The organism is Nostoc sp. DSM 114159, from assembly GCF_053470285.1.
The window spans coordinates 3,678,034-3,695,376 of record NZ_JBPFEH010000001.1; the positions used below are offsets into that span (position 1 = coordinate 3,678,034).

At 41.5% G+C, this 17,343-nt stretch carries 15 protein-coding genes and 1 pseudogene; 7 read left to right on the forward strand and 9 right to left on the reverse strand.

What is annotated here, in order from left to right; translation table 11 throughout:
• Positions 1-2 precede the first annotated feature (2 nt).
• Entirely contained in the window at positions 3-731 is a 729-nt protein-coding gene (locus ACR5KR_RS15150; protein ID WP_445631659.1) for a HEAT repeat domain-containing protein, read from the forward strand.
• A 146-nt stretch (positions 732-877) separates the two neighbouring features.
• Here ACR5KR_RS15150 and ACR5KR_RS15155 read toward each other — a convergent pair whose 3' ends face one another.
• Positions 878-1,528 (reverse strand): HD domain-containing protein, encoded by a 651-nt coding sequence (locus ACR5KR_RS15155; RefSeq protein ID WP_445631658.1) that lies wholly within the window; start codon positions 1,526-1,528, stop codon positions 878-880.
• 201 nt (positions 1,529-1,729) lie between these two features.
• Between ACR5KR_RS15155 and ACR5KR_RS15160 the strand changes: the two genes are divergently transcribed.
• The 4 genes and pseudogenes from ACR5KR_RS15160 to ACR5KR_RS15175 all read left to right on the forward strand — a co-directional run.
• Positions 1,730-2,047: a hypothetical protein gene (locus ACR5KR_RS15160; RefSeq protein WP_448267094.1), complete on the forward strand. Its 318-nt coding sequence runs from the start codon at positions 1,730-1,732 to the stop codon at positions 2,045-2,047.
• 28 nt (positions 2,048-2,075) lie between these two features.
• On the forward strand, positions 2,076-3,443 hold the full coding sequence (locus ACR5KR_RS15165; RefSeq protein WP_448267095.1) for a protein kinase domain-containing protein: 1,368 nt from the start codon (positions 2,076-2,078) through the stop codon (positions 3,441-3,443).
• A 147-nt stretch (positions 3,444-3,590) separates the two neighbouring features.
• On the forward strand, positions 3,591-6,629 hold the full coding sequence (gene pruA, locus ACR5KR_RS15170; protein WP_448267096.1) for an L-glutamate gamma-semialdehyde dehydrogenase: 3,039 nt from the start codon (positions 3,591-3,593) through the stop codon (positions 6,627-6,629).
• 607 nt (positions 6,630-7,236) lie between these two features.
• A pseudogene (locus ACR5KR_RS15175) lies at positions 7,237-7,454 on the forward strand (GNAT family N-acetyltransferase); the annotation flags it as partial.
• 165 nt (positions 7,455-7,619) lie between these two features.
• Here the strand turns inward: ACR5KR_RS15175 and ACR5KR_RS15180 are convergent.
• Positions 7,620-9,836 (reverse strand): hybrid sensor histidine kinase/response regulator, encoded by a 2,217-nt coding sequence (locus tag ACR5KR_RS15180; RefSeq protein ID WP_448267097.1) that lies wholly within the window; start codon positions 9,834-9,836, stop codon positions 7,620-7,622.
• 448 nt (positions 9,837-10,284) lie between these two features.
• Between ACR5KR_RS15180 and ACR5KR_RS15185 the strand changes: the two genes are divergently transcribed.
• Complete coding sequence (locus tag ACR5KR_RS15185) at positions 10,285-11,211, forward strand: cobalamin-binding protein (RefSeq protein WP_445631652.1); 927 nt, start codon at positions 10,285-10,287, stop codon at positions 11,209-11,211.
• A 162-nt stretch (positions 11,212-11,373) separates the two neighbouring features.
• Here ACR5KR_RS15185 and ACR5KR_RS15190 read toward each other — a convergent pair whose 3' ends face one another.
• From ACR5KR_RS15190 to ACR5KR_RS15200, 3 genes are all read right to left on the reverse strand, one after another.
• A complete protein-coding gene (locus ACR5KR_RS15190; protein WP_099100177.1) occupies positions 11,374-11,676 on the reverse strand; it encodes a TMEM165/GDT1 family protein in 303 nt (100 codons plus the stop codon).
• A 111-nt stretch (positions 11,677-11,787) separates the two neighbouring features.
• Positions 11,788-12,216: a TMEM165/GDT1 family protein gene (locus tag ACR5KR_RS15195; RefSeq protein WP_445631651.1), complete on the reverse strand. Its 429-nt coding sequence runs from the start codon at positions 12,214-12,216 to the stop codon at positions 11,788-11,790.
• 100 nt (positions 12,217-12,316) lie between these two features.
• On the reverse strand, positions 12,317-12,667 hold the full coding sequence (locus tag ACR5KR_RS15200) for a YkgJ family cysteine cluster protein (protein WP_445631650.1): 351 nt from the start codon (positions 12,665-12,667) through the stop codon (positions 12,317-12,319).
• A gap of 228 nt (positions 12,668-12,895) precedes the next feature.
• Between ACR5KR_RS15200 and psb30 the strand changes: the two genes are divergently transcribed.
• Positions 12,896-13,039, forward strand: a complete 144-nt coding sequence (psb30, locus tag ACR5KR_RS15205) for a photosystem II reaction center protein Ycf12/Psb30 (protein WP_069068686.1) — start codon at positions 12,896-12,898, stop codon at positions 13,037-13,039.
• Between the two features lie 78 nt (positions 13,040-13,117).
• Here the strand turns inward: psb30 and ACR5KR_RS15210 are convergent, their stop codons facing one another.
• The 4 genes from ACR5KR_RS15210 to pstB form a co-directional block, all read right to left on the reverse strand.
• Complete coding sequence (locus ACR5KR_RS15210) at positions 13,118-15,268, reverse strand: single-stranded-DNA-specific exonuclease RecJ (RefSeq protein WP_448267098.1); 2,151 nt, start codon at positions 15,266-15,268, stop codon at positions 13,118-13,120.
• Between the two features lie 82 nt (positions 15,269-15,350).
• Complete coding sequence (locus ACR5KR_RS15215) at positions 15,351-15,776, reverse strand: hypothetical protein (RefSeq protein ID WP_448267099.1); 426 nt, start codon at positions 15,774-15,776, stop codon at positions 15,351-15,353.
• A 364-nt stretch (positions 15,777-16,140) separates the two neighbouring features.
• On the reverse strand, positions 16,141-16,365 hold the full coding sequence (locus ACR5KR_RS15220) for a hypothetical protein (protein ID WP_334817945.1): 225 nt from the start codon (positions 16,363-16,365) through the stop codon (positions 16,141-16,143).
• A gap of 143 nt (positions 16,366-16,508) precedes the next feature.
• Positions 16,509-17,336 (reverse strand): phosphate ABC transporter ATP-binding protein PstB, encoded by an 828-nt coding sequence (gene pstB, locus ACR5KR_RS15225; protein ID WP_448267100.1) that lies wholly within the window; start codon positions 17,334-17,336, stop codon positions 16,509-16,511.
• Positions 17,337-17,343 lie beyond the last annotated feature (7 nt).

A 17,343-nucleotide genomic window follows, 5' to 3' on the forward strand; every position in this document is an offset into this window, starting at 1 on the left:
TTATGAATAACAGTGACCTTGCCCAAATATTAATTCGTGCTGTGGAAGAAGCAGACTCTTCGGATCGCTTATTAGACGCAGTTCAGGAGTTAGCGGCAGCTGGTATTGAAGAATCTGTTCCCACTCTGATTGCAGCTTTGGGCTACAACAATCCAGGGGCAGCAGTGGCAGCAGTAGATGGACTAATTGCGATCGGCGAAGTCGCAGTACCATCACTATTGGAACTAATTGATGACTACAACTACAGTGCGAGAGCCTGGGCGATTCGTGCCTTAGCGGGAATTGGCGATGTTCGGGCGCTAGATACCTTATTAGAGGCAGCAAAAAACGATTTTTCCTTAAGTGTGCGGCGAGCAGCTGCTAGGGGATTAGGCACTTTACGTTGGCAGCAACTACCTGCTGAGAAAGTGGAATCTGTTCAGACTCAGGTATTAGAGGCACTATTAGTAATTTCTCAAGATCCAGAGTGGATAGTGCGCTATGCAGCAGTGACGAGTTTAGAGGCACTAGCAATTGCCATAGCAGTCACTTTACCAGAGCAAGCATCGCGGATTACAAATCAACTTCAGCAAATACTTGATACTGATGCCGATGTGGGAGTTCGTACCCGCGTAAAATTTGCACAGCAAAAAATTCAACAGCAACAACATCAAGAAATGTTTGCACCAAAAAGAAAGCTAGAAAATACTGAAGTGCCTGAAGTACCTCATCGTGGTGGTGGCAGACGGTAAATTACCAGACACCAACCGCGCTTGCGGTATGGTGTTAGGTCTGCCAATTCATCAGGGATAGCCTTCAGAACTCCTTGTTTTATTGGTCTTACATTCGCTGCTTTGATAGGGAGTCCTGGTTCCCAAGACTTGAAATTTTTATCAAACTAACCAAGCGATAAAGATTGAATTTCTGCCTGGATATTGCCACGAGCAGATGGTTCGGCAAACTCTGACATTAAAGGTGTAAGATAAATACGCGATCGCTGTAAAAATCGTTCTAAAATTTTCTGACGACCTGTGATATAATCTGCCTCTGCTACCCAGCCATATTCCTGACGAATAGCATGGGCGTATTCTTTATAATCAACTGGGTTAGTAGCCAAAATCGCTAAATCTGCATCAACTAGGACTTGGCTATCATAGTCATTTACCGCAGCTTGGTGGTTTTTAGTGTTCAGAATCAGACGGGTGACAGTAATTATGATACTTTCTGGAATACCCAAATTATTCAGCAATTCAAAAGCATAGTCTGCACTTCGTTCTTCGTTATCTTTGGCTTCAGTGTCATACACTACATCGTGAAACCAGGCAGCTAGTTGAACAGCAGCTAAGTTGTTGGCATAGCCTTGCAAAATCTCAATTGTGCTGAGAACGCGATCGATGTGTTTCAGTGTATGGTAATAGCGACCAGGGGTAGAGTAAGCTTCTACCAAGAGATTAAAGGCTTTCTCAGCCGCTACCTGGTCAACGCCAAAGGGTTGGAGTGTGTGTTGCCAGTTATAAAATAAAATATCCATAAAGTTTTCTGTAGGCATAGAGGCAGTATACCCATTCTGAGTATTGGAAAAAATAAGTACATACTGTTAAAACAGCAGTAGAAGACTTCAAGTAGAACCTCATCTTCTAACTCGGCTACGAGAAAGAGGGGAAAAATTTTCTTCCCCTTACTTGTAGTAAAGGGTTAAGAGTGAGTTCACGCGAATATATTTACAAGTTATAAATCTAGTTATAAATCAATGAAACTTTGGACGCCCAATCAACATCTGGACAACGGAAGATTCATTATACAAAAAGTCCTTGGTGGCGGTGGCTTTGGTGTCACCTATAGCGCCATAGAACAGCATACAGGTAAATTAGTTGTTATTAAAACCCTCAACCATATTCAACAAAGTAAAGAAGACTTCCAGCAGCGACAGGTAAAAGTTTTATGTGGGGTTTTAGGTGTTTTCTTTTTCATCAAGATTTGTAATCAGTATTCAACCGGATTTAATCTCAGATACTTTGCGGGACATCAGTGGTTCACTACTGTGATATCTGATACAGGTAAGTTATGATTGTGGGCATTAATTTTTTATTGTTCAGATGCCAGCTAAAATCATCCTTACCGTTATTCAAGGACAATTATTAGGACAGCAATATATTTTTGATTGCCGCAGTAGCTGCATAATCGGTAGAAGTTCAGATTGCAATCCTCAGTTACCAGATGATCGGAATCATCGGGGCATCTCCCGCTATCACTGTTTACTGGATATTAATCCTCCTGATATTCGGGTGCGGGACTTTGGTAGTAAAAATGGCACTTACATTAACGGTAAAAATATTGGACAACGCCAACGAAATCAAACGGCTGAAGAAGCTGTAAAATGCCACTTTCCAGAGTATGATTTACGAACAGGCGACGAAATTAACTTAGGTCACACTGTCTTTAAAGTTAGTATAGAAATACATCCAGATGAAGTAAATCTACCAACCTTCATCCCTGACGATGTTACTGTCAAAAATAACCCAGTACAACAAGTTTATTGCTTAGACATCATCAGATACTTTCTGAAATTGGCTGAGAGTGGCGATCGCAATCTCAAAGCAATTAGCGGTTATAATATTGTCAAACTTCTCAGCACGAGTGAATTCGGAGAAGTTTATTTAGCACAGCACAATCAGTCTGGCAAGTTCATAGCCTTAAAGGTCATGTTACCAGCAGTGGCGGCGAATGACTTCGCTGTGCAGATGTTTCTCCGGGAGACTGAAAACACTAAGGCATTGCAACATCCTCATGTAGTGCAACTCATGGATTCTGGCTTCTCGGAAATTATCTTCTTTTTTACAATGGAATATTGTGAGGGCGGTACTGTATGGGATTTCATGCAACAACTGGGTGGGCGATTGTCTGTTGATATTGCAGTACCGATTATTCTCCAAATTTTAGACGCTTTAGAATATGCCCACAATGTTGAACTTCCTTATGTCAAACTGGCTGATGGGAAGTTTGGCAAAGGTAAAGGTATAGTTCACCGCGACCTCAAACCGAGTAATATCTTCTTGACTAAGATTGACGGAAAGCTGGTCGCAAAAATCGGTAATTACGGCTTATCTAAAGCCTTTGACTTGGCTGGTTTAAGTGGTCAAACTTTGACTGGGACTCAAGCGGGTACTCCTGTTTTCATGCCGCGACAGCAGGTGCTTAACTTTAAATATGCCCAACCGGAGGTAGATATTTGGGCAGTTGCGGCTTGTCTCTACAATATGCTAACAGGTTGTTTCCCCCGCAACTTCACAGGCGATCCTTTTCTGGCAGTTTTACAGAATAATCCCATACCAATTCGCCAACGAGATGCAACAATTATGCAACCCCTAGCGCAGGTGATTGATTTGGCGTTGGTTGATAAGCCAGAAATTCACTTTAAGAGTGCAGCTGAATTTAAGCGGGCATTGTTAAGTGCGTTGTCATAGTCGAGTTTATAGCAGTTTTTATCTATTTAATCCACATCTGTCGTCGATTACGAATTCTACATAATGGTGACAGCTAGATGAAAGCGTCAAAATAGAGACACAGGCTTTGTACAAAAAGCCTTGCCTTGATTAACGGAGTTATTATCAGTGGTATTACAAGTACAAACAAGCACCTACGAAGCTAAAACCCAAGAAATTGCTAAACAACTTCTAGCCGCAACGCAGGAAAATCGTTCGTTTTTTTCTTCCCTGCGGGATCAAATGCGTTGGGATGATAAATTACTAGCTTGGGCCATGAGTAACCCTGGCTTGCGGGTGCAACTATTTCGCTTTATAGATACGCTACCTGCTTTGCACAGTAAATCAGAAATTGCCTCACATTTACAAGAATATTTAGGCGATGAATCTGTAGAATTGCCGGCAGCTTTGAAGGGAATGCTAAACTTTGCTAACCCCGACTCGATGCCTGGACAAGTTGCTGCTACAACTGTTGGGACAGCAGTTGAGACACTTGCCCATAAATATATTTCTGGGGAAAATATCAAACAAGTCATTAAAACAGTTGAACGACTGCGAAAAGAAAAAATGGCTTTCACCATCGATTTACTTGGTGAAGCTGTAATTACCGAAGCGGAAGCGCAGTCTTATCTAGAACGCTATCTAGAATTAATGCAACAATTGGTGGAAGCATCGAAGAATTGGGCAGTTATTCCGGCGATTGATGAGGCTGATGGCGAACCGATCCCAAAAGTTCAGGTTTCTGTGAAATTAACGGCATTTTATTCCCAATTTGACCCATTAGATGCTAAAGGTAGTGAGGAACGAGTTAGCGATCGCATTCGGATTCTCTTACGTCGTGCTAAAGAATTAGGCGCAGCTGTACATTTTGATATGGAACAGTATGCTTATAAGGACATAACTCTCAGCATTCTGAAAAAACTGTTACTAGAAGAAGAATTTCGGCAACGCACAGATATTGGCATGACAATTCAAGCATATCTGCGTGATAGCGAACAAGATGCCAAAGACATAATTTCCTGGTTAAAAGAACGCGGTTATCCCCTAACAATCCGCTTGGTGAAAGGCGCATATTGGGATCAAGAAACGATCAAAGCAGCCCAAAAGCATTGGCCACAGCCAGTTTACAACGACAAAGCCGCAACTGATGCTAACTTTGAAACCATCACTCAGTTATTGCTAGAAAATCATCAATATGTCTATTCTGCCATTGGTAGCCATAATGTGCGATCGCACTCTCGCGCTATTGCCATCGCTGAAAGTTTAAATGTCCCCCGCCGTCGCTTTGAGTTGCAAGTCCTCTACGGTATGGGTGATAAAGTTGCCAAGGCTTTGGTTGATAAAGGTTATCGAGTCAGAGTTTACTGTCCTTACGGTGAATTATTGCCGGGGATGGCGTATTTAATTCGCCGATTGCTGGAAAATACCGCTAATAGTTCTTTTTTACGGCAAAATCTTGAAAATCGGCCGATTGAAGAATTATTAGCACCGCCGATTGTCAAAGAAGAAAAAAACTCTTTAACTCCTAACCCTTCTCTACGAGACGCTGCGCGAACGGCAGGCTCAGGGCATCGCTCCTCACTCCTAACTCCTCACTCTCATTTCCTCGGTACTGCTGATACCGATTACGCTGAAGAAGAGGTGAGAAAGAAGGCGGCGCAAGCTTTCCAAAGCGTTCGTCAACAGTTGGGTAAAACTTATTTACCACTGATTAATGGCGAATATGTTAATCCGCCGGAATTTGTTGATTCTCTGAATCCTTCTAAGTTCAGCGAGGTAATTGGTAAAGTTGGGTTGATTAGCGTTGAACAAGCAGAACAGGCGATGCAAGCTGCGAAAGCGGCGTTTCCTAAATGGAAGAAAACACCAGCTAAACAACGCGCTGATATTTTGCGGAAAGCGGGTGATTTGATGGAACTCCGCCGCGCTGAACTTTCAGTTTGGATAGTTCTGGAAGTTGGGAAACCAGTTAAGGAAGCTGATGGAGAAGTTTCAGAAGCGATAGACTTTTGTCGTTACTACGCTGACGAGATTGAACGGTTAGATGAAGGTGTGAATTATGACATACCTGGTGAAACTAATCGTTATATTTATCAGCCACGAGGAATTGCTGTAGTGATTTCTCCTTGGAATTTCCCGCTAGCGATCGCTTGTGGAATGACTGTTGCAGCTTTAGTTTCGGGCAATTGCACTCTCCTCAAACCTGCGGAAACATCTTCTGTAATTGCAGCAAAACTCGCAGAAATCTTGGTAGACGCTGGTTTTCCCAAAGGTGTATTTCAATACGTACCTGGTAAGGGTTCGCAAGTTGGCGCTTATTTGGTAAATCATCCAGATACTCATGTAATTGCTTTTACGGGTTCCCAAGAAGTCGGCTGTCGAATTTACGCAGAAGCCGCAATATTGAAACCCGGACAGAAACACATGAAACGGGTGATTGCGGAAATGGGTGGCAAGAATGCCATTATTGTCGATGAAAGTGCTGATTTAGACCAAGCTGTTGTCGGAGTGGTGCAGTCGGCATTTGGTTACAGCGGCCAAAAATGTTCTGCTGCTTCCAGGGTGATTGTGCTGGAACCGATTTATGATACCTTTGTGCAACGGTTGGTAGAAGCGACAAAATCGTTGAACATTGGGGAAGCAGAGTTACCGAGTACCCAAGTTGGGCCGGTGATTGATGCTAATGCCCGCGATCGCATCCGCGAGTATATTGAAAAAGGTAAGGCAGAAGCAGAAGTGGCGTTGGAATTACCAGCACCCGAACAAGGCTACTTTATTGGCCCAGTCATCTTTAGTGAAGTATCGCCCAATGCGGTAATTTCTCAGCAAGAAATTTTTGGCCCTGTGCTGGCGGTAATTCGGGTGAAAGATTTCCAGGAAGCGTTAGCAGTCGCCAACGGTACAAATTACGCCTTAACTGGCGGACTTTATTCTCGAACACCTTCGCACATTCAGCAGGCACAGACAGAATTTGAAGTCGGTAATTTGTACATCAACCGCAATATTACCGGAGCGATCGTTGGACGGCAACCCTTTGGTGGATTCAAACTTTCGGGAGTAGGTTCTAAAGCAGGCGGCCCTGATTACTTACTGCAATTTTTAGAACCACGCGCGGTGACAGAAAATATTCAACGTCAAGGTTTTGCACCAATTGAAGGAGCAGATTAAACTAATGTGAAATCTACGGCTCATATCGTGTCTGTCTAATTAGCACAATCAAAACACCTGTTCCTGATTTGACTGCGTAAAACGCTCCCTCTCCGACTCCTACGGTGTATACACATCTTGGTAATGAACCCCCAATCCTGGATTTACCAACCTTAATTCCCCCGATGCATTGGGGGAAAATTATCCGGTCCCCCTTACCAAGGGGGAGTTAGAGGGGGTCAGAAGGACTTGTGTGTACACCGTAGCTCCGACTACGAGAGGGACAGGCTTGCACTTTCGTTCAAAGTAGGGAGAGGTACATCAAACTCACGTTAAACTACAATAGGTAGTAACATCAAACAGAGTTTAATGAGTAATTTAGTTATAAAAGTTGCTGAATTACCTAAAGATTTTCCGGCAATTTAAATAATTAGAAAATTATACCAATTTTAAAAAAGAATGCGACAAATAGACCATTTGTAGAGACGCGATTCATGAGCCAGCGTGTTGCGGGGGTTCCCCCCGTTGTAGCGACTGGCGTCGCGTCTTTACCCAAGGATGTGTTGCAATCATTAATTGAATTGGTATTAGTTTTTCAAAAAGAATAAGGGTAGATCCCGCTTGATAATTTGATGGCAAAGATGAAATATTCGAGCGTCTAATTGCTTCTTTAATGTGGAAGCTGTAGGTACTGCTAGAATCAGATATTTAGATGATAAAACTGCCAAAATAGAAAGATTAGCTGTTTTATCGACAATTAGAGAGCAAAGTATTGGTAAGAAAATTATTGAAAATGTCCTAGTGATAGCTAAACAACATATTCCAGAAGTCGTAATTCATGCTCAATAATATATGAAATATTTATACAAAAAACTGGATTTTCTAGAACGATAAATATTTGAATAAGCTGTATTTGCGATGTGAAAATGAGAAAAGTATTTTCACATTTTAATTACAATTATATAGTGTTTTTTCACTAATTGTTCAAATGAAAATGTATTTTATGAGCAATTAACTAAAATATTTCATTAAAATTGACTCTAGCTGGACTATACGAATTGGCTTGATCAGGTAGTCATCAAAACTACCTGGTAGCATGGCGATTTCCTCCTCTAAAGGTTCGCTAAAGGTCATCATCACAATCGGTAAATGTTCCCGATAAGGCTCTTTTCTAAGGATATTCAGCAAATTCCAGATATGAACATCTTTTACTAACTGCAAATCAAAAAAAACTAAATCTGGTTGGAAGCTTTGTATCTGTTTCAAAAAGTCGTTAGCATTATCTATCCACTTGACTTGGTAGCCAATTGTGTGGAGATAATCTTGCAATACTGTTGCTGTGTTTTCCTCTTCTTCTACAAGCAAAATAGTTTTATTTGTGGAGATGCCTGAAGAAGAGGAGGACGAGGTATTTGCTTCCTCTTCTGTCTCATCGAGATGATTTGTCTCATCTTCCCCATTTTCCGGATGCTCTGGATTTGGTAGAAACAGAGTGAACTGACTGCCCTTTCCTAAAGTTGATGTCACGGTAACATCTCCACCATGTAAACGCGCTAATTTCCGCGTCAAAGCTAAACCTAAACCAGTGCCTTCATACTGCCGATTTAACCGACTGTCAAGCTGTTTAAACGGTTCAAATAAAAATTGAAACTGACTTGAGTCTATACCAATGCCAGTATCTGAAACTGTAAACGTTATCCCTTGTGGCACTTTTTTGACTACCAGCGATACTTCGCCTGCTGGGGTAAATTTAATAGCATTAGTGAGCAGGTTGAGTAGCATTTGCTTGATGCGCCGCTCATCAGCAATGCAAATATCAGCTTCTTGGTCAATTTCATGTGTGAGTTGCAATCCCTTTTCTGAGGCGCGATCGCGCACTGTCCAGATGGCATAATTACATATATCTGCCACTGATAAAGATGATAGTAACAGTTCCTCTTTGCCTGCTTCTACCTTTGATAAGTCAAGAATATCGTTAATCACTGCCAGCAGGTGTTCGCCACTACTATATATACAACTTATATATTCGTTTTGCTTTTCATTCAGAGAGCCAACTATTTCTTGTTGCAGTAACTGTGACAAACCCATAATCGCATTGAGAGGTGTCCGCAACTCATGGCTCATGGTTGCTAAAAATTCAGTTTTTGCTCGATTGGCAGCTTCTGCTGCTTCTTGAGAGGCACGTAGTTTCAACTCTGTTTGCTTACGTTCAGTAATATCCTCAATCATCGCTAGAAAAAACTCAGGTTTACTATTGCTGCCTGGTATAACAGAAACAGAGATATGAGTCCAAAGTAAGTTACCATTTTGATGCTGGCAGCATCTTTCTATCTCAATACGATGTCTTTCAACAAGCTGTTTTTGATGTCTGGAGGGTTGTAAACCGTCCCTTGAAGTTCTCTTTAAGTCTGTGCGAATTCCTGACATCAGTTGTTTGTAAAGTTTTAAATCCTCCTTTTCTATGGAAATGTAATCTGTAAAGCATTTGCCGTATAACTCTTCTCGGCTGTATCCTAAAATCTGGCATAATGCCAGATTGGTATCAACTATCTGCCCTTTCATATCTATTAGGCCAATGCCGATAGAGGAACGCTCAAAAATCGCCCGAAATTGTGCCTCACTCTGTCGCAGTGCTTCCTGTACGACGTTTCGCTCGCTCGCTTCTATAGCCAGTGTCACAAAATCTGCAATTGAGCCAGCAAAACTCTCTTCTTCTAAAGTCCATTGGCGACCTTCACCTATGTGTTCGTGACAAACTACGCCTATCAAATGACCCTCTAGCCAAATTGGTGCGTCTAGTATAGATGTGATGCCTAAAACTGAAAGATAAGACTCGGATAATTCTTGGGTTCTGGGATCGTTTCTGGCATCATCTGCGGCAATAGTACGCTCCTCTTCTAAAGCCTGGAAATAAGCAGGAAAATTTGTTTTTAAAAGCAAGTTACCAAAGGTATGCTTCTTAGTCCTGACATTATACAAATCAATGCATTCAATTTTTGAACGTTCTTCATTATATAACCATACCCCAACTCGCTCTACTAACAGCGTCTGAGCAGCAGTTTCTGTAATTTCCCTCAACACCGCATTGAGATTACCTTGCTGAAATGTCTTGCTTCTTGCCAGTTGCACCAGCATCTGGCTTTGTTTTCGCCGACTACTTTCTCTGATTCGTAAAGCCTCTTGGGCCTGGTTGTGCTCTGTTATATTTCTAGCTGACACCACCTGCATTAGTTGCCCTCAAGAAGAAATAATTTGGACTTGCAGTTCTACGGAAAAAGTAGAACTGTCTTTGTATAACTACAATTACTTGCTATGGTTTTTCATAACCGGAAAGTATAATTTTTCTAACTAAATTTTATGATTCTGGCTAATTAGTTATAAGCTAGATTTTGCTGATTACTTCTGTTACTTCATACCAATAATTTTTGCCAGGGGGTAATTAGCATTTCTAGTAATTTCATTATTAAGTAATTTTACTATCAAGTAGTATAAGTAGTATAGTATTTTTTATTTGAAACTGGGGAGTGCTAAAGACTTTTCTCAATACCCAATCGCTAGTACAATTTCTTGCTGAGTACTGATTAGCAAAATACCCTTGATTCTCCTAGAGAAAGATACTTAATGGCTCAAATTCTGCCAAACTTAAGGTAACGGCAGCTTTTGCGGAGGTGGAGCGATGACAGATAGTGATGTAAGAATTGTTTCCCTAATTCCCGGTGGAACGGAGATTTTAGCGACACTAGGGTTGGTTAATGCTATTGTGGGGCGATCGCACGAATGCGATTATCCTCCAGAAATCCTCAATCGTCCCATTTGTACCCAAGCACGTTTAAATAGTGATGCCTCCAGCAGCCAAATTCACGACGACGTGAACAATTTATTGCAATCTGCTCTGAGTATTTATGAAATCAAAACAGATGTTTTAGAGCAATTGCAGCCTACCCACATTCTCACTCAAGACCAGTGCGACGTTTGTGCTGTCAGCTTACACGATGTTGAAAAGGCAGTTGCTACACTCATTGACAGTAAACCTCAGATTATTTCTTTACAACCCAATATTCTCCAGGATGTTTGGGCTGACATTGAACGAATCAGTAACACCTTTGGCGTAGACTCGGTAAAAGTCTTAGAAAATTTAGAAGCTCGCGTCAAAATTTGTCAGCAAAAAATCCAAGGACTTTCTTTAGATGAACTGCCTACTGTCGCTTGTATCGAGTGGACCGATCCTTTGATGATCGCTGCTAATTGGATTCCTGAATTAGTTAACTTAGCAGGAGGACAGTCTTTATTTTGCGCTACAGGTCAGCCTTCTCCGATCTTGCCTTGGGAAACACTAGTAACAACTAATCCCGATATAATTATTTTTATGCCTTGTGGCTTTGATTTAAACCGCACTCGCAAAGAAGCCAATTTATTAACTCAACGTCCAGAGTGGGAAAAACTACACGCTACCGAAACTGGTAGAGTCTACATTACCGATGGCAATTCTTATTTCAATCGTCCAGGGCCGCGACTGGTAGATTCGCTAGAAATTTTGGCAGAAATTTTGCATCCAGAAATTTTTCAATACGGCTACAAAGGAACTGCTTGGGAACGTTTGTAAAAAAGAATTCAGAACTCAGGAGCAAAGCCGGAGACGTTTCCGTTAGCTCCGGTCAGAATTCAGTATGAATTCAAGTCTGGTTAAGTGAGATTGGTTTAAAACCTTGGCGCCTTCCAATCGCCCACAAAGACTAATTCTGATTCCTGGATTCTGAATTCTTCTTCAAGGTGTTTGTTCAGAATCTGCCGATGGTTCATTGTTAAATAACAGCAGACGTGCAGCAAGAATGGCAAATCCTACAGCCGCGATCGCTTTTAAAACCCGTGTAGGTAATAATTCGGCTACTGCACCCCCTGCTAACGATCCCAACAAACTTGTCAACAGCAATGCGCCTGCTGCACCAAAAAACACTGCACGTGGAGAATTAGAACGTCCTGAAAGTGCGATCGCCGCTAGCTGACTTTTGTCACCCAATTCTGATAAAAAAACCGTAATAAAGCTAAGTCCTAAAAGATGCCAATCCATATAATTGATGGGGAATGGGGAAGATGAGGGAGAATAACTACTAACTTCTAATTCCTAATTCTTGTACAGACGCGATTAATCGCGTCTCTACTCCTAACTCCTAACTTGTAACTAACCTTGGAATACATCCCAAAACAGCATTAGAGAAATTACCAATAACATCACGCCAGCTGATTTTTCTACAGTTTTTGGGCTGAGTCGGCTGGCTATCCAACTACCTAAAAGTACACCTAATAAGCTGGTAGTTATTAGCGCTGCCGCCGAGCCGATAAATACCGCCCACGGCGAATGAGATTGTGCGCTCATTAACAAAGTGGATAGCTGAGTTTTATCTCCAATTTCTGCTAGAAAAATGGTTACAAAAGTCGTACCAAAAACTACTAGCGTTGATTGCTGCTTTTGAGGACTATCAGCAATTACAGGCCGAACCAAGGGAGCGATCGCAGGAGTTAAGTTAAAATCATTGCTGTCTTCCAGTTCTAGCTCGATCTCAGTGTGAGATATGTCAGAAATCTCCAAAGGTGCAGAATCAAGTTTCACAAGCAGTAGTTTTGGTTGCTAGGGTGTTTTCATATTTCTATCATTTTCTCAGATTTTTGTCATAAATTGCAATCTCACACAAAAAAAGCAGGGTTGGATGTCAAAGGCCAACAGCTTGGTCGAAGCGTATTATTTCTAAACTGCGATCGCCATAAACTCCTTCTATTTGCTGGCGACAGCAGTCAATAGCAAAATCGTTGACTTCTTCTGGTTCAATCCCATACATATCTTGAAACACTTCTGATTCCACACGGCAGAAGCGGGGACGATTGGGGTAAATGCGACATTCTCGCGTGGTATGGTCGAAATTAACGCACCATCCTCCTTCGCCTACCATGCTGAGGTAGAGTTCTAGTTCTGATGGAGAGAGGTACTCTTCCAAGTCTGGACGCTCTGCTGGATCGAGATTACAACAGGCTCCACATTGCTTTACACATTGCCAAGTTGACATTTTTAATTAGGGATTGAAGAAGGGAATAGGGGACAGGGAATAGGGTACAGATTATTTCCTGTCACCTCTCCCTTAATCCCAATCCCCCTATTTTACGTTTTTATATCTTTTCTTATAATTTTGTTAAGTAAATTAAATTTAACAGTCCATAGCCATATATGATCGATTTCGGGTTTTCTAATTTAAGTTATTGAATTTTTTAAGACTATTGGCAGGAGAAAAGGAAAAATGTTTGACGCTGTGTCTGACTTGTTTAACGCTTTTACCAGTATCAATTGGGAAGTTATTTTCCAATTGTTGTCCGTGGCGCTGATCGTGATTGCTGGGCCAGCAGTAATATTTGTGCTGGCATTTCGCAACGGCAACCTATAAGAGTGCTGAGTGCTGACTAAGGAGTTAACAGTTAAGAGTTAGGAGTGAGAAGTTAATTAAGAATTCATAACTCATAACTCATAACTCAGCACTCAGTACTGATAACGCCTGAAGGGCAGCTTGGATAATATTGTCATACTGTGGTTGAGAAATATCAACTTCTTTAGCGTTTTGACGATTAGTGCCCAGCAAACCAATTATATGTCCTGGCTGCATGGCTAAGACTTTGCCTTCAGAATTTCTAATTCTTAATTCTGCTTTAATACCATTTTTATAGAAACCACAAGTATATTGTCGCTGGTTGTACTCAAAGGTGGTGCTTGACTGAATAGGTGGCGAAGCAAAAAATTGTTGAATCTGAATTGGCAGTCTGACTCCTATCAACTCTAGCTCAATGCTAGTGTTACCGTTAAAGTAATTTTCTCGCAGTTTATAAGCGATATCCACTCGCGATGGTAAGCGGAAGTAGTCGCCCCAACGCCAAGCGATCGCTTTGATTTTATACTCCTGATTATCAATAGTTTGGGCAACGGTCAGTTTGATGTGACCTTTACCAACAATTTTTTGCTCAACCACTTGAACATTAGGTGTCCAGAAAACTGGATCGGGGTTGTCCATACCGCAGGGATGTAGAGCATTAAGCTGTTGATAAAGCTGTTGATTGATGTGATTAAGGTTGACTTCGGCATCAATTTTCAGCAGAGGTTTGAGATGCTGGGGTTCAAGACACTGGTTAGCAAACTCAATCAAACGCGATCGCAACACCTGTAAATTTTCTGCTGGTAGAGAGAATCCCCCGGCTGCTTTGTGTCCGCCAAATTTCCCTAGTAAATCGTGACAATATTCCAAAGCTTCAAACACATGAAACTCTGGAATTGAGCGTGCAGAACCGCGTATATGTCCCTCATCTTCATAAGTTCCAATAAATACAGGAACACCGTAGCGTTCCACCAAACGAGAGGCGACAATCCCAATAACGCCATGATGCCAATTGGGTTGAACAACAACTAATACACGGTCTTTTTGTAGAGACGCAACAAATTCTGTCTCTACATAAGCGATCGCTTCTTGTTCAATTTGCTGACACATCTCCTGGCGAGAAGCGTTGATTTGTTCGCACTGCATTGCTCTTTCCAGCGCCACTCCCATATCATCTGTAGTCAGCAATTCAATCACAGTCTGGGGATTACCAATCCGACCAATAGCATTAATGCGCGGCCCCAGACGAAACCCGATATCTTCAGGCTTGAGCGATTTTGGATTTGAGGAGTTAGGAGTGAGGAGTGAGGAGTTAGGAATATTGAATTTTTTCTCCCCTGCTCCCCCTGCTTCCCCTGCTCCCCTGCTCCCCTGCTCCCCGTCTCCCCTCGCCTGCACGCCGCCTACCTGAATCAATGCCTGTACACCAGCTAAGTTGGATTTGGGTAAATGCTGTAAACCACGTTTTACCCAGCGACGATTTACGCCAGTTAAAGGCGCTAAATCTGCGATCGTTCCCAATGTAAATAGTGCTAGCATCGGCTGGATCAAGCCCTTAGTCTGCCCTAGCTGTTGTGCTAGAGAAACTGCCAAGATGTAGGCAACACCAACACCAGCAACACCCCGATAAGGTGAGGATTCAGCTATCAATTTAGGGTTGAGGATAGCGTTAGCTGGCGGTAATTTTTGGGGTATATCGTGATGATCGGTGATAATCACCGCAAGACCAAGTTCTCTAGCTCTGGCGACTGGTTCAAACGCAGAGATACCATTATCTACAGTCAGAATTAATCCCACACCTTCGCTGTGGAATTCTTCAACTATGCGTTTATTAATACCATAACCTTCGTGTATCCGGCTGGGAATAGCATAATCTACTTGTGCGCCCAAAGTGCGGAGACTACGCAAAAGTAGAGCAGTGCTGGTCATCCCATCAGCATCATAATCACCACAAATAGCAATTTTTGTTTGAGAAGCGATCGCATTTTGCAACAACTCTAAACTAATCGCCAAATCTGGGAAATCTTCTAACGGCGAAGGCAAAACTAAAGACTCTGGATTTAAAAATGCTTGTACCTGTTCTGGTGTTTCCATACCCCGATTAATCAATAACTGGCTGACAATCGGGGAAATATTTGTCAAAATCGCCAGATTTTGGGCAAATTCTGGTTTTTGTGGATAAATTTGCCAACGTTGATCGGGTAAGCGCCTGCGAGGCTTTGATAGTTCAGATACAGCTCGGTCTAGCACAATACAAGTTAGGAGTTTTCAGTTATGAGTGTTGAATTGAAAGTTATTTCTTAACTCATAACTAATAACATTAATTTGCTATCTAAAACACGTTTATCCTACCATCATCCATAATATATAACGAGCGATCGCCCGGAGAGCGCCAAGTCGGACGGAGTTCCAGCCGCAATGTGCCAAAATTAAGTTTCGAGACAATTGCTTGCAGTGATAAACCCTTTTCGCTCCAAAATATCAAAGATGTATTTGGCTCCGTACCCTCTATTTCTTCTAAACTCAATTTCTGCCCTGGACTCAAAGATATTGCATCAGTCCCAGAGGGTTTTTGAATTTTGATCGGGTTAGGTGTGCTATTTATAATTTCAACTCGGATATGTTGCCCAGGTGTAAATTGAATTTGGTGTGACCCACACTTAGAGGCACAAGTTCGAGCGAAAGTGGCACTGGGATTATTGATTGATGCAACTAGAATGGTAGCTGCAACTAAAGCAAATGACAGAGGCTTAAACATAATACATAGTATAAGTACTAAACTAAAATGTTACTTCAGTTTAGTACTTTCAAGCCTCAGTATATTTTCCAGAATTACTTTGGTAATTCCCAGTTATTAAATTACTAATTACGAATTATTTTTCTAAACATCTCCTCTCGTACCAATAGCGTAAATTTCGATGTCTTTGGAATTAATATCGACTGTAAAAATAATTCTGTTTTTACCTATACGTAGTCTGTAAAATCCCTCCCAATCACCTTTCATCTTTTTGATATCTAGTTCTGTAAACGGGATAATACCTTAGTCTTCGACAGCAATAAAAATTTGCTTTATTTGCTCCCGAATATTTTCGACATCTTCGGGATTTGCTTTTTCTAAAAATTTAATCGCTTTTTTGCGAAATTTTATTGCCATATCTTACCCAATCGGTCATATCAATTACTTCATCCTCAGCATCATCTGAAGGTACACCAAACTCAGCTTCAAGTTCGCGTTGCTCATCATCATTTATGTAAGGAATAAGAATTTGGCAAAGGCGAAGTCTTTCTTCTTGCAGAACTTCACGCATAGTTTCTTTAATCAATGCTTTTAATTCTTGAATTTCCACTGTATGCCTTTAATTCGTAGTTAGATGTATATATATTATCTAGTCTCAGCTTGTACGGGAGGGAAAGGTTAAAGGGCAAAAGAATAATAGTAGTTCACAACTGAACTTGACTCTTACCTTTCCCCTTCTACTGTGATGCCTCTTTAGCCAAACCGTCCACTGATATAATCCTCAGCTTCTTTCGTTTGAGGAGAACTGAACATTTGCGCTGTCGGATTAAACTCAACTAATTTTCCGCGACGTTTGCCATGCTCGTCAATTTCTGTATTGAAGAAAGCCGTGTAATCTGCGACTCTAGAAGCTTGTTGCATGTTGTGAGTCACCATAATGATGGTGTATTGCTCCTTGAGTTCTAAGCAGAGTTCTTCTACTTGGCGGCTAGAAATTGGGTCGAGAGCAGAACAGGGTTCATCCATTAATAATACATCTGGCTTCATGGCGATCGCACGCGCAATGCAAAGCCGTTGCTGTTGTCCGCCAGATAATGCAGTACCCTTCTCTTTGAGTTTATCTTTCACTTCATCCCAGATAGCAGCGCGTCTGAGGGAATCTTCCACCAATTCATCAATGTTACCTTTATAACCGTTAGCCCGCGGCCCAAAGGAAATATTTTCGTATATTGACTTGGGGAAAGGATTCGGTCTTTGAAAAACCATTCCCACTTGGCGGCGTAATTTTACAGAATTGATCTTAGGATCGTAAATATTGCGATCGCGATAATTCAGTCTACCCTCAACCTTTGCTCCAGGGATTAAATCATTCATCCGATTGAAGCAACGCAGTAAGGTACTTTTACCACATCCTGAAGGCCCAATAAAAGCAATAATTTGTTTTTCAGGAATCTTAAGATATACATCTAAAAGTGCCAGAAATCCTCCATACAAAACCTTTACACCTTCAACATTGAAGACGCTATTATCTTGGTCAATTGTGGCACTATCTGATTTACTTCTACTATTGCTATAAGTCATTTGATTG